This is a genomic window from Micromonospora sp. ATA51, from assembly GCF_016802855.1.
Taxonomy (GTDB): Bacteria; Actinomycetota; Actinomycetes; order Mycobacteriales; family Micromonosporaceae; genus Micromonospora; species Micromonospora sicca.
Genome location: NZ_JAEVHJ010000048.1, coordinates 17,305 through 29,279 on the forward strand (window position 1 = coordinate 17,305; position 11,975 = coordinate 29,279).

At 71.8% G+C, this 11,975-nt stretch carries 12 protein-coding genes and 4 pseudogenes; 11 read left to right on the forward strand and 5 right to left on the reverse strand.

Annotation, left to right across the window (positions count from 1 at the left end):
- Window positions 1–82 precede the first annotated feature (82 nt).
- The 3 genes from JNW87_RS10960 to JNW87_RS10970 all read left to right on the forward strand — a co-directional run bounded on the left by JNW87_RS10960 (window position 83) and on the right by JNW87_RS10970 (window position 1,864).
- Window positions 83–532, forward strand: a complete 450-nt coding sequence (locus JNW87_RS10960) for a VOC family protein (protein WP_109804529.1) — start codon at window positions 83–85, stop codon at window positions 530–532.
- A gap of 33 nt (window positions 533–565) precedes the next feature.
- A complete protein-coding gene (locus JNW87_RS10965) occupies window positions 566–958 on the forward strand; it encodes a DUF2267 domain-containing protein (RefSeq protein ID WP_238453606.1) in 393 nt (130 codons plus the stop codon).
- Between the two features lie 159 nt (window positions 959–1,117).
- The gene (locus tag JNW87_RS10970; RefSeq protein WP_109804527.1) at window positions 1,118–1,864 is read left to right on the forward strand and encodes a hypothetical protein; all 747 of its coding nucleotides are present in this window, start codon (window positions 1,118–1,120) and stop codon (window positions 1,862–1,864) included.
- A gap of 54 nt (window positions 1,865–1,918) precedes the next feature.
- Here JNW87_RS10970 and JNW87_RS10975 read toward each other — a convergent pair whose 3' ends face one another.
- The gene (locus JNW87_RS10975) at window positions 1,919–3,133 is read right to left on the reverse strand and encodes a YncE family protein (protein ID WP_236648406.1); all 1,215 of its coding nucleotides are present in this window, start codon (window positions 3,131–3,133) and stop codon (window positions 1,919–1,921) included.
- 113 nt (window positions 3,134–3,246) lie between these two features.
- On the opposite strand from JNW87_RS10975, the gene JNW87_RS10980 reads away from it, so the two are divergent.
- From JNW87_RS10980 to JNW87_RS10990, 3 genes are all read left to right on the forward strand, one after another.
- Window positions 3,247–3,828 (forward strand): RNA polymerase sigma factor, encoded by a 582-nt coding sequence (locus JNW87_RS10980; protein WP_109804526.1) that lies wholly within the window; start codon window positions 3,247–3,249, stop codon window positions 3,826–3,828.
- Window positions 3,821–4,540: a DUF4367 domain-containing protein gene (locus tag JNW87_RS10985; protein ID WP_238453607.1), complete on the forward strand. Its 720-nt coding sequence runs from the start codon at window positions 3,821–3,823 to the stop codon at window positions 4,538–4,540. Before JNW87_RS10980 ends, JNW87_RS10985 begins: the two co-directional genes overlap by 8 nt.
- A 134-nt stretch (window positions 4,541–4,674) precedes the next feature.
- On the forward strand, window positions 4,675–5,202 hold the full coding sequence (locus JNW87_RS10990) for a hypothetical protein (RefSeq protein ID WP_109804524.1): 528 nt from the start codon (window positions 4,675–4,677) through the stop codon (window positions 5,200–5,202).
- Window positions 5,203–5,311: 109 nt separating this feature from the next.
- Here the strand turns inward: JNW87_RS10990 and JNW87_RS10995 are convergent, their stop codons facing one another.
- The gene (locus JNW87_RS10995; RefSeq protein ID WP_109804523.1) at window positions 5,312–5,731 is read right to left on the reverse strand and encodes an MmcQ/YjbR family DNA-binding protein; all 420 of its coding nucleotides are present in this window, start codon (window positions 5,729–5,731) and stop codon (window positions 5,312–5,314) included.
- Between the two features lie 138 nt (window positions 5,732–5,869).
- On the opposite strand from JNW87_RS10995, the gene JNW87_RS11000 reads away from it, so the two are divergent.
- The 5 genes and pseudogenes from JNW87_RS11000 (at window position 5,870) to JNW87_RS11020 (ending at window position 10,008) form a co-directional block, all read left to right on the forward strand.
- Window positions 5,870–6,985 carry a hypothetical protein gene (locus JNW87_RS11000; RefSeq protein WP_109804522.1) on the forward strand — a complete coding sequence of 372 codons (1,116 nt, stop codon included), beginning with the start codon at window positions 5,870–5,872 and terminating at the stop codon, window positions 6,983–6,985.
- Window positions 6,982–7,290 carry a MoaD/ThiS family protein gene (locus JNW87_RS11005; protein ID WP_109804521.1) on the forward strand — a complete coding sequence of 103 codons (309 nt, stop codon included), beginning with the start codon at window positions 6,982–6,984 and terminating at the stop codon, window positions 7,288–7,290. The genes JNW87_RS11000 and JNW87_RS11005 overlap by 4 nt, the downstream gene beginning before the upstream one ends.
- Window positions 7,291–7,901: 611 nt before the next feature.
- Window positions 7,902–8,149: pseudogene (locus tag JNW87_RS11010) on the forward strand (N-acetyltransferase); the annotation flags it as partial.
- Window positions 8,150–8,381: 232 nt separating this feature from the next.
- Window positions 8,382–8,633 carry a hypothetical protein gene (locus tag JNW87_RS11015; RefSeq protein ID WP_109804520.1) on the forward strand — a complete coding sequence of 84 codons (252 nt, stop codon included), beginning with the start codon at window positions 8,382–8,384 and terminating at the stop codon, window positions 8,631–8,633.
- 180 nt (window positions 8,634–8,813) lie between these two features.
- Window positions 8,814–10,008 (forward strand): annotated as a pseudogene (locus JNW87_RS11020) (TIGR02677 family protein).
- Here JNW87_RS11020 and JNW87_RS11025 read toward each other — a convergent pair.
- The 3 genes and pseudogenes from JNW87_RS11025 to JNW87_RS11035 all read right to left on the reverse strand — a co-directional run.
- Window positions 9,944–10,720, reverse strand: a pseudogene (locus tag JNW87_RS11025) (ATPase domain-containing protein); the annotation flags it as partial. The pseudogenes JNW87_RS11020 and JNW87_RS11025 overlap by 65 nt on opposite strands.
- Window positions 10,721–10,828: 108 nt before the next feature.
- Window positions 10,829–11,575 (reverse strand): hypothetical protein, encoded by a 747-nt coding sequence (locus tag JNW87_RS11030; RefSeq protein WP_238453608.1) that lies wholly within the window; start codon window positions 11,573–11,575, stop codon window positions 10,829–10,831.
- 139 nt (window positions 11,576–11,714) lie between these two features.
- Window positions 11,715–11,975: pseudogene (locus JNW87_RS11035) on the reverse strand (hypothetical protein); the annotation flags it as partial.

Sequence of the window (11,975 nt, forward strand, 5' to 3'; positions counted from 1 at the left end):
ATCGCCGGCACCCGCCCGACGGCAGGTGTGCCGGCGCCGCGAGCGGGTAGCCCCCTGCCGCCTGAACTCTGGGGGAGGCGTGATGGCGACCGAGGCGCCCGACTACTTCCAGCCCGAGGGTGGACTGGTGCTCACTCACCTGCTGATCGTGCGGGATGTGGACCGTTCACGGGAGTTCTACCGACGGGTGCTGGGAGCGACGGTGGTGCGGGAACGCCAGCCGGCGATCTTGCGGTTCCACAACAGCTACCTCGTGATCAACAGCGAGGGCGGTCCGACCGACGACAAGCCGGACGTACGAGCACAGGCACCGCCGGATTCGCACACGCTCAGCAGCGCGATGAACATCCGGGTCACCGACGTCCGGGCGGTCTATGAGCAGTGGCGGTCACGGGGTGGCGAGTTCCTGACCGAGCCGAAGGATCACGGCGTCGAGATCCGGTGCTACCTGCGGGACCCGGACGGCTACCTGATCGAGCTCGGTCAGGCCACCGGGATCCTCGCCGAGATGGGTCGGGCCGCCGCCGCCTGACGGAGCGCGACGCACAGTCCGGAAGGAGAACGCGTGAACCACGCCGAGTTTCTGGAAGCGGTGGGGAAGCGGGCGGGAATGCCGGCGGCGGAGGCGGAGACCGTCATCCGAGCCACGCTCACGACACTGGCGGAACGGATCAGTGGCGGCGAGGCCCGCGACCTGGCCACGCAGCTCCCCGAGGAGTTCCGCGGGTACCTGCACAAGGAAGTGGACTTCGCCGAACACCTCGACCTCGTGGAGTTCCTCAACGAGGTACGGGCGCGCACGGGAATGGATGACCAGCGGGCCGCTGACGGGGCCCGCGCGGTACTGACCACCCTGCGCGAGGCCGTGAGCGCCGAAGAACTCGAGGACCTGGAAGCCGAGCTGCCAGCGGTCATCCGGCAGCTCCTCTATCCGGTTGGCCGCGGAGTCGGGGCGTGATCCGAGCCGTCGCCTGGCCCGGCGGCGGGTCGCCCGGGATCGCCCACCAGCGTTGCCCGAAAGGGAGTGCGAGCGAACGGGCCCGGTCCGCCGCGATGGCCCGGGCGGCGCTGGTCGGGGCAGGCGTTGGTCGCCGGTCGTTTCGGGTACCCGGAGCGAATGGCTGAGCTGCTTGAGGACGGGGACATCTACTTCCTCTACCGTCCGCGCGTCGAGCAGGAGCACGTCGACTCCCTGGACGAGGTGCAGCGACTGTTGGTGGTGATGCACCCGTGGCAGGGGCGGCACCTGCGGCTGCTCGTGGTCGGGCGTAAACGGCTGCCCGACATCGACGAGCACAACCGGTTCTGGGCGTTCGTCGACGAGGTGGTGGACCGGCCCGAGCAGTTGCACGAGGCACTGCAGGCACGCAGGTACGCCACGAGGACCCGCGCCGAACGGGAGCAGCCCCCGGCCCGGCCCGCCGCGGAGGGCGCCTACGTGATCGCGCGGCATGACGACCACACCCATCTCGCGTACGAACTCGAACTGCCGACCCGGCCCGGCGAGGCGCAGCACGACCTCGGCATCGAGTCGGAGGCGAGTTACATCATCACGGTGAAGAACCCGCAGGCGCCCTCCCCACCGGGCGTCGGTCTGCGTGGTTCCCAAAAGGTCAAGCTGCCCGCTCCACTGCAGAAGACGTTCCACGGTCGACGCTTCGCCCCGCTCGACCCGCCCGGCTTTCTCGACCACCCCGGGACCGAGATCCTGCTGATCGGCGCGGCCCACGACGCCTCCGAGGAGCTGCACATCGACCTGGACGCGGAGGTCGAGCGAGCGGACCGGAGCACGATCTTCGGGGACCTGCGGATCGGGCGTCGGGAACGTCCGATCGCCCCGCTCTTCGAGGGCGAATGGGCCTGACCCGCACGACGTGCGTACGTGCAGGTGTGACGGGCCAGAGCTGCATCCGCACGGTCAGGCGTGGCCGGCCAGGCCCTGCACGCCGACGAGACCGGGGACAGCGACGCGGCCCAGCTGGGTGCCGGTGCCGGGATCGTGCCAGCTCACGCCATCGTTCTGGCCCACGTAGAGGCGTCTGCCGTCGCGGCTCAACACAAGGCCGGACACGGGTTCACGGACCCGCCAGTCAGCCGTGCGGCCGAGGCGCGTGAGATCCATCGCCCGTACCGCCGTACCGGCGCCGATGAAGAGGCGGTCATTATCGGCCGCGGCGTGTGCGGTCCCGGCGCCCCGGAGCTGCGGGGCTGTCCGGCGTACGGTCAGCTCCCCGGTGTCGATCTCGGCGACGGTGCCCGACGTGGCATCGGCGACGAAGAGCCGACCTCCGTCCGGGCTGATCGTCATGGCGTGGCCGTTCGCGGCCGCCTGACCGAACGGATGCGGCAGGTCGATGCAGTACGCCCAGCGCTCGTTGACGCTCAGCGTGTGAACGAACGCGTGCACGTTGCCCGGCCGCCCGCTGACCAGGTTGCGGGTGTGCTGGTGGTCCGGCTGGTGGGTGTAGAGCGTGTAGAGGATGGTGCGATCCGGCGCGAGCACAGCCTGCCGCCCGTCGCCGCGCATCTCCTCCTCGGCGCCGGGCGGCACCGGCGTCTTGGTACGGGTGTAGAGCGGGCCGGGCGTCCTGGTGGCGAATTCGACGACGCGGACCCGGTAGCGGTCCGGTGCCGTCGCCGGGAGCCACTCGAGGACGAAGAGCCCGGCCAGATCTCCGGTGAACGTCTCCGGCACGAAATTGCCCCGCAACTCCAGCCGGTGCTGGACGCCGGTGACGTCGGCGATCAGCACGGGGGTCACGTCCCGCCCCTCCGGGCGCCCCCTGGTGGCATTTGCCTCGTTCGACGTGAGCGCCACCGTCGTACCGCTGGCCGAGACGGCCTGCGGCACCCAGCGTCCGGGCAGCTTGACCCGAGCGGAGATGCCGCCCGTGGCGGTGTCGATCCGCCAGAAGGCGGTGTCGGCGCCCTCGGGTGCGGTCGCGTAGATCGCCCGCCCGCCGGCGGTGGCGAGAGAACGCGGGATGGTCTGCCGGTCCGCACCACGCAGTACGCCAAACCCGTCGTCGACCTCGACCAGCAGTGCGTCGGGGATCGCGACGGCGCGGGCCTGGTTCGGGCGCCGAGCTGGATCGCAGCCGACCAACGCTGCGGCGCCCGCACCGGCGAGCACGCTCAGAACCGTGCGACGCGAGATGCTTGTCGTGGTCATCATGCCCCGGTGACACCGCCACACCCGCCGAGGTTCCACCCCGCGCCTGGAACCCACACCGTGCGGGCGGTGTCATGAGGGTGATCCCACCGGAGGTTTCACTGGACGACGAAGCGCTCGTCACCCGCGCTCGGGACGGTGACCTGGGGGCGTACGACCTCCTGGTCGCCCGGCACACCGCGTCCGCCTACCGGACGGCGGTGCTGCTCGGCGCGGGTTCGGATGCGGAGGACGTCATCCAGGAGGCGTTCGTGAAGGGATACCGCAACCTGTCCCGCTATCGGGGAGAGTCGTCCTTTCGCTCGTGGCTCCTCGCGATCGTCGCCAACGAGACCCGCAACCTGCACCGCTCACGCAGCCGCCGCGACGGACTCGTCCTGCGGGCCGCGGCGGCGAACCCGGAGTCGGAGATCGCCGAGGACGGCGCGGTGGGCGGCGTGCTCGCCGCCGAGCGCCGGGCCACGCTGGTGCGGGCCCTGCGGCTGCTGCCGGAGAAGGACCGTGAGGTGATCGTGTGCCGCTTCCTCCTTGACCTCAGCGAGGAGGAGACCGTGACGATGCTGGGCTGGCCCAGAGGCACGGTGAAGTCGCGGACGTCCCGAGCGCTGGCAAAGCTCCGCGGCCTGCTCGACCGCGAGGAGGTGCGCCGTGGATGACCTCGAACGGGAGTTGCGCGACATCGCCGCGTGGCTGGCCACACCCGACGCGCCCGACGTGGCCGACGGCGTACGCGCCCGACTGGCCGCGCCCGCGCGGAGGCGACGCCGGTGGCGCTACTACCTCGCCGCGGCGCTCGTCGCCCTGCTCGTCGCGGTGCTGCCACCGGGGCGGGCCGCCCTCGCCGACGCCGTGGCGGGGCTGCTGCGCTTCTCCGGAATCATCATCGACACGTCGTCGGCGCCGGTCCCGCCCACCGGCAGCCCGTCGCCGCTGCCGTCGCAGCGGCCCGCCTCCCTCCACGAGGCGCAGGGGATGCTCCGCTTCCCGATCCGCCTCCCGGCGAAGCTGGGCCCGCCCGAGCAGGTGCTGGTCGCCGACGTCGATGGCACCGGCGCCTACCGGGTGGTCACCCTGCTCTACCGCGGGGGTGCGCTGCGCCTCGATGCCTTCGACGGTCGCCTCGACCCGGTCTTCCAGAAGCAGGCCGCCGGGCCGGGAGTGGACTGGGTCCAGGTCGACGGTGGCTTCGCGGTCTGGATCGGCGGCCCGCACGCGCTGGCCTACGTGGATCGTGCGGGCACGGTCCACGTGGAGACCGCGCGGCTCGCCGCCTCGACCCTGATCTGGGAGGAGGCGGGCGTGAGCTACCGGCTTGAAGGTGACCTCACCAAGGCCGAGGCGATCGAGATCGCCAACTCGCTGAATTGAGGGCGGGACGGCGATCGCTCGGGGTGACAGTCGGGCCGGCAGATCGGGTGGGGAACTCGGAGGGCCCGACCGGTGTCCTGATGGTGCGAGGCACGAGTCATCGGCGGGCGCGGCGTTTGTCCGGAGGGCGCGAGATGGGTTCATGGGGCAGCAGGGTGTTGCTGGGTTCGGCGGTCCTGTTGGCGGCCTGCACGACCACCGGGCGGTCGGCCACGCCGGTCGGCGCTGCGGCCACCACGGCCCCGGCGAATCCGCCGGCGAGCGCCGCGACAGGCTGCGGCTCACGCGTCGAGACGGGTGTCCTGCCTGACTGGGCGGACGGCGGGTTCAGTGGGGAGGCCCGGATCCCGCACGTCTTCGGCGCGAAGGGGGCCATCGTCGCGGTGCTGTTCGGTCACCCGCTGGCGCTGGGCCGGGACGAGGGGCCCAGCAACAAGATCCTCTGGGTCGCCAAGCCGGCGGCGACGTCGTCCGACCCGGCGTCGCCCGCCACCCTGGCGATCACCGCGACGCTGGACGGAACCGACACGCGGGTGACCCGGGAGGTTGCCGGCGGCCCCGGCCCATCGATCATCGACCTGCCGCGGGCGGGCTGCTGGCACCTCGAACTCCACTGGTCGGGACACACCGACACCATGGACCTCGTCTACACCGAGGGCTAGCGTGATGCCGAGCACCGTTGTCGACGGCGTGGCGACGTGAGACATGGAGAGCCTACGGCGGTAACCGATGATGCTGGCGACCCGTGGGCGTCGGACGCCCGGAGTTCGGCTACTCGAGACCGATCGGCCGGTCGACCAGGGCGGCCAGCCGCTTCGGCGCCAGGACGCAGTAGCTTTCCGTGAGCAGCTCGGCGACCTCGTCCCAGTCGACCCCGTCGTCGAGCACCATGCCAACGACGTCGGCGCCCCAGCCCGGCTTGAAGAACGGGTGGCCGCTGGCGATCAGCCCGGCGATCTCGTCGCCGGGCGACCGGAACGTCAGCACGCAGATCGGCTGGTCGGTCGCGGCAGCTCGGGCGTAGGCCGCCTGGTGGTCGGGGTCGACCGTGAGCACATGGGCGAACGTGCGTTTGCGGATCCGCCAGCGCGTTCCCACCCACGCCGGCTCCTCGTAGGTCTCCGGCAGCCCGAGGCAGACGGGCCGGAGCCGGTGGAGGATCTCGGGTGGGACGTCCCCAGGGCCAGTCATGTGCGGGACGCTAGCTGGCCCCTCCGACAGGCCGGAGACGTCGATTCGTCGTACCTGGGGAGTACGACTGACGGAGACCGATGAGTATCGGCGTGGTGGACGGTCTACCCAAGGGAAACGAGTGGAAAGGATGAGGGTATGAGTGGCGTACGGGTGCTGGTAGGCACGCGCAAGGGCGCGTTCACGTTGACGTCGGACGGCAGGCGCGGCGACTGGACGGTCGAGGGACCGCATTTCGGCGGCTGGGAGATCTACCACCTGACCGGGTCGCCGGCCGACCCGAACCGGCTCTACGCGTCCCAGTCCGGTGGCTGGTTCGGGCAGCTGATCCAGCGCTCGGACGATGGCGGCAGAAACTGGACCACCGTCGGCAATGACTTCGCCTACACGGGTGAGGTCGGCGAGCACCTGTGGTACGACGGGACCCCACGCCCGTGGGAGTTCAAGCGCATCTGGCACCTCGAGCCGTCCCGCGACGACCCCGACACGGTGTACGCGGGTGCGGAGGACGCCGCCCTCTACGTCACCACCGACGGCGGTCAGAAGTGGACGGAGCTCACCGCCCTTCGTACCCACCCGACCGGACCGTCGTGGCAGCCCGGCGCCGGCGGGATGTGCCTGCACACGATCATCCTGGACCCGGTGAACAAGGACCGGATCTACGTCGCCATCTCGGCGGCGGGCGCGTTCCGCAGCGACGACGCCGGCGCCAGCTGGCTGCCGATCAACAAGGGTCTGCGCTCCGGGGAGATCCCCGACCAGGACTCCGAGGTCGGCCACTGCGTGCACCACATCACGCAGCACCCGTCCCGGCCGGACACCCTGTTCATGCAGAAGCACTGGGACGTGCTGCGCAGCGACGACGCCGGTGCGAACTGGCGCGAGGTCAGCGGCAACCTGCCGTCGGACTTCGGGTTCCCGATCGCGGTGCACGCGCACGAGCCGGAGACCATCTACGTCGTGCCGATCAAGAGCGACTCCGAGCACTACCCGCCGGAGGGCAAGCTGCGCGTCTACCGCAGCCGCACCGGTGGCGACGACTGGGAGCCGTTGACCAAGGGTCTGCCGCAGTCCGACTGCTACGTCAACGTGTACCGGGACGCGATGGCGGTGGACACGCTCGACCCGTGCGGGATCTACTTCGGCACCACCGGTGGCCAGGTCTACCACTCGGCCGACGGAGGCGACAGCTGGGCGCCGATCGTACGGGACCTGCCGGCCGTGCTCTCCGTGGAAGCCCAGGTGCTGCCGTGATCCGGGTCGTCCTCCCGGCCCACCTGAAGAACCTGGCGCATGTCACCGGCCCGGTAACGCTCGAGGTGACCGGTCCGCATGCCGGGCCGGTCACCCAGCGCCTGGTGTTGGACACCCTCGAGGCGCGATATCCGATGCTGCTCGGCACGATCCGCGACCGCCACAGCGGCAAGCGCCGCGCGTTCGTCCGCTTCTACGCGTGCGAGGAGGACCTGTCCAACGAGTCGCCCGACGCGCCACTGCCCGAGCGGGTCGTCGCCGGCGAGGAACCGTTCATCATCCTCGGAGCGATGGCCGGGGGATAGGCCGGCAAAGGACATCCGGCAGCTCCTTTGTCCGGTTGGGCAGCAGAGTCGGGGCGTGATCCGAGCCGTTCCCTGGCCCGGCGGCGGTCGGCCGGCGCTCGGACCACGGTCACAACGTGCTGTTGGAGGACTAGGCTAGGGGACGTGGTCGTCTGATCATGTTTCTTGGCTCAGGGTGGCCAACCGGCGGGCATCGCCTTTTTGTCCATGGTTTCGTCCGGCGGATCGCGGCTGGCAGTCGCCACCGCGGACCGCCATCCTGACGTTGTGTGTGGGAAGGGTCGATATGTCCGACAAGTCTCCCCAGAAGAGCAGTATGAAGAAGCCAGCCATGACTTTGAAGGAAAAGCGGGCGGCAAAGAAGGCCAAGCAGGCGGACAAACCTTCCGCGATTCCGCCAACCGGCCACTGAGAGAACGTACGGCCGCCGCTCGCGCGAACCGACGTTGACGTGGCGGTGAGGACTTGGGGCGGCCCGGGCTGATCAGCCAGTTGTGAGCCGGTCGAGGGTTTGTGGCGGCCGGATGCGGGTCCGGGCCGTAGCCGATGGTGGAGGCGAGGCGCACGTCGGCGGTGAGCACCCGCGAGCTGCGCGCCGTCGCCGGCCAGGTGCACCACCGACCCCCCCGTTCTGGTACCTCGGCGTCCTGGGCACCCATCCCGACCAGCCGGTCGTCGCCGGGGCCACGCCGTCATGGGGGCCGGATTGCGCCGCGCCGCGGCGGAGGGCGTGCCGGCGATCCTGGAAACCAGCAACCCGGCCAACGTCGAGGTGTACCGCTGTGCCGGCTCGGAGGTGGCGCTCGTGGTGACCGCCGAGCCGCTGACCATCTGGATCATGCAACGGTCGACTGGCTGACCGCGGGCGGAATGACGGACCCGGCGGCGATCGATCGGCGAGTCACCAGACGTCCCTCAGCGGCGGTGCGGCGCTGCTGAGACTGTGGAACGTAGTCCTTCGAGGTAGGTGTCCAGGACCGTTCGGAACACCTCGTTCTCGTCCTCGAGCGCGGTGGCCGCGTCATCAAGGACGCGCTGCGCCGCTGGCAGTCCGACCAGGCCCGCGCCCGCGACGCCCGGGGAAACGAGCGGTGGCCCAGCGGTACGTCATCCACCTGCCGGTCGTCGCGAACGACCTGCCCGCCGCGCAGCGCCTGGCCCGGGTGGTCGGCCGTTGGCTGCTCGTCCTGCCGCAGACCGACCCAGGCGAGACCACCGTCTCCGCCGAGGACGACCAGAACGTACGCCATCGGGTCTTCTGCGACCTGCTGATGCCCGGCGGCCGGCGCTGCCTGCTCCGCGCCGACCACGACGGCCCCTGCGCCCGCACGCTGCGGCGTTGAGCGGAGAGCGTCCCGGCTGACCGCAGCGGCGTCCGACACTCGTCGGCCGTACGTTGGGCGTGTCAGCGCGCGTCGGTAGGCTGGTCCGACCCGGAACTCAGCCCGCCTGGAAGGACGACGATGACCGCACAGCCGTCGAGGCACACCTTCGGCCTGGACGAGTTCGGGCTGGACGACCGGATGCGCCTGTTCGGCTACGTCACCGCGGAGAACCGGTTCGCCTACCTCTGGCTGCTACGCGCCTTCGACTCGGCGCGCTCCAGCTATCACGTAATGCTGCACACCGCCGACGTGGCCGCGGCGATGGAAGCATTGCACCAGGCCAGCCCAGACTGCCCAGACCCGGCCGAGCTGGAGCTGCCCCGGCTGCTCGACGCGCTCGTGGAGTGGGGGATCCTCGACCGGGGCCAGGACGCCACCCGGGCGACCACCCTCGCGGAATACCGCAACCGGCACTCCGTCTACCAGTTCACCGAGGCCGGTTACCGGGCCCACCGGGCGGTGGAGGCCGTGCTCACGGCGACGATGGACGACACCACCCTGTCCCGCCTGGTCTTCGCCGACCTGCTCGCCGACCTGACGGCGCTGGCCGCGGCCAACGAGGCGGGAGACGCCGAGGAGGTCTACCGCAAACTCAACCGGCTCGACCGGGCGCTGGCTGACATCGCCGAGCGGGCCGCCCGCTTCTACCACATGCTGGGCGACCTGAGCCGCACAAACGACGTACGCCCGGAGGCGTTCCTCACCCACAAGGACGCCCTGCTGGCCCACCTGCGAGACTTCCACGACGAACTGCAGCGCTTCACGCCGCGCCTGCGGGCGGCGGTGCACGAGGTGGAGGCGACCGGCCTGGACCGTCTCATCGAGGCGGCGGCCGAGGCCGACGAGCGGCTCTTCCACACGCCGGTGGAGCGGCTGGAGGACTGGCGGCGTCGCTGGCGCGGGCTGCGGTCGTGGCTGGCGCCGCCGGGGATGGCGGAGGCCAGCGAAGCCGACCGGCTCGCCGACGCCACCATCGCCGCGATCGGCGACGTGCTGGCGCTGCTGCGCCGGGTGACCGAGGCCCGCCGCGGCGGGGTGAGCCGCGAGTCGCAACTGCGCCACCTGGCCACCTGGTTCACCCGGGCCGTCGCAGGAGGCCTCCCACGCGCTCTTCGACGTCGCGTTCGGCCTGGGCGGTCCGCGGCACGTGGCAGTGACCCATCCGGACCCGGAGGCCATCGCGACCCGGCTGTCGTGGTGGGAGGCGCCGGCGGTCGAACTGTCGCGCACCCTGGTGGCGACCGGCCGGGCACCCGGCCAGGGCCGCGGTGCAGCACCACGTCGACCAGGTGCTCGAGCACCCGGGGACCGGCGACCTGGCCGTCCTTGGTGACGTGGCCGACCAGCACGGTGGCGATCCCGCGCTCCTTGGCGACCGCGACCAGGGCGGCGGTGACGGCGCGCACCTGGGTCACCCCGCCGGGGACGCCCTCGGTGCCGGTGGTGGAGATCGTCTGCACCGAGTCGAGCACCAGCAGCCCGGGCTTGACCGCGTCGAGGTGGCCGAGCACCGCCGACAGGTCGCTCTCGGCGGCCAGGTAGAGCTGGTCGTGCAGGGTGCCCATCCGCTCCGCGCGCAGCCGCACCTGGCTGACCGACTCCTCGCCACTGACCACCAGCGACGGGCTGCCCGCGTTGGCCGCCCACTGCTCGGCGACGTCGAGCAGCAGCGTCGACTTGCCCACCCCGGGCTCGCCGGCGAGCAGCACCACCGCGCCCGGGACGAGGCCGCCGCCGAGCACCCGGTCCAGCTCGCTGACCCCGGTCGCCCGGGCCCGGGCCGGGGCGGCGCTGATCGTGGCGATCGGCCGGGCGGGCTCGGCGGGCATCCGGGAGCTGACCACCCGGCCGGAGACCAGCGGACCGGTGACCGTGCACTCGACCACCGAGCCCCACTCGCCGCACTCCGGGCAGCGCCCGACCCACTTGGGCGGCTGGTGGCCGCAGGCGTCGCACTCGTAGGCGGGGCGCGGCTCGCGCGCCGAGCCCCGGGCCCGGCCGGCGGTGGACGCGCCGCGGGGGGAGGTCGAACGGGAGGTGGTCACCCCCGGAACGCTAACCGGGCGGTACGACGAAAACCCAACCGGAAACGAGAACACCGCCGGCGTGGCGGTCGCCACGCCGACGGTGCTGTCGACGGTTGGTCCCGCGGGTCAGCCGGCCTCGGTGCCGCCCTCATCGCCGCCGCCACCCTCGCGGGTGATGATCGGCGAGGCCGGCGCGGCCGGGGTCAGCGGGACGCCGATCGGGGCCGCGGTCTTGATCGTCTTGCCGTTGCCGAAGTCGAAGACCAGGTTGACCTGCTGGCCGGGGAGCAGCTTGTCGTTCAGCCCGACGACCTGGAGGCGCTGGCCGTTGCCGCCGGTGAGCTGGGCGTAGCCGAGGGCCGGGATCTCGATCCGGGCCGGCTGGCCGGCCGGGGCCGACTCGCTCGCCGAGGCGGACGGGCTGGCCGAGGGGGACTTGCTGGCCCCGAGCGACCGGCTCGGCGACGCACTGGGGTCGCTCGCGGTCGGCGACGCGGAGGCGGGCTCGGTCGCCGACTGGCTCGGGCTCGCCTGGGCACCGCTCGGGGTCGAGCCGGCGAGCACGACCTCTCGGGCGCTGTCGGTGGTGACGGTGACGGTCACCGGGGCCTTGCTGTCGTTGTAGATCACGACGTTCATGAGGGCGTTGCCGCCCGCCTGGTAGCCCGCGGCGCCCGGGTACTGCACGTAGAGGCCGCGCACCTTGTAAAGGCTGTCGGAGGTCTGGACGTTCACGCCCTGCACCGACGGGTTCTTGTTGGCGGTCTCGGCCACCTGGCCGGCGCCACACCCGGACAGCAGCAGGCTCGCCGCCGCGGCCGTACCGGCCAGCAGCAGGGCCGCCCGTCCGGAACCCCTGATCGAGCGCGTCACGTCGGTCCTCCTCGTCACGATCCCCACCCGGCCGTACCCCGGGCACGGTGGTCATACCCGCGCAGACCGCGCTCCAGGGTAGTTGGGGCTGATCGACGGTCGCACGCCGACCCGGCAACGCCACCTACCCGGGGAGCGGTCACACCACCCGGCCGCTGGCCACCAGCAGGACCACGTCGATGAGCGCCACCACCATCACCGCCCGGAAGGCGGCCACCGGCCGGCCACCGGCCCGGGTCGCGGCGCGTCCGCCGTACCCGCCGACGGCCGGCACCAGGACGGCGGCGGCGACCGCCGACAGCCCGGCCCACGACGGCGGCCCGGGCGGCCCGAAGACCAGCGTGACGGTCGCCGCGAGGAGCAGCCCAGCGGCGGCCGCCCGGCTGCCCGCCGGACCGAG

Excerpts from the sequence above, each read along its gene's own strand:
- JNW87_RS10970 (WP_109804527.1), top strand. The coding sequence starts at position 1,118 with ATGGCTGAGCTGCTTGAGGACGGGGACATCTACTTCCTCTACCGTCCG.
- JNW87_RS10960 (WP_109804529.1), top strand. The coding sequence starts at position 83 with ATGGCGACCGAGGCGCCCGACTACTTCCAGCCCGAGGGTGGACTGGTG.
- JNW87_RS10990 (WP_109804524.1), top strand. The coding sequence starts at position 4,675 with ATGGGTTCATGGGGCAGCAGGGTGTTGCTGGGTTCGGCGGTCCTGTTG.
- JNW87_RS10995 (WP_109804523.1), bottom strand. The coding sequence starts at position 5,731 with ATGACTGGCCCTGGGGACGTCCCACCCGAGATCCTCCACCGGCTCCGG.
- JNW87_RS10980 (WP_109804526.1), top strand. The coding sequence starts at position 3,247 with ATGAGGGTGATCCCACCGGAGGTTTCACTGGACGACGAAGCGCTCGTC.
- JNW87_RS11000 (WP_109804522.1), top strand. The coding sequence starts at position 5,870 with ATGAGTGGCGTACGGGTGCTGGTAGGCACGCGCAAGGGCGCGTTCACG.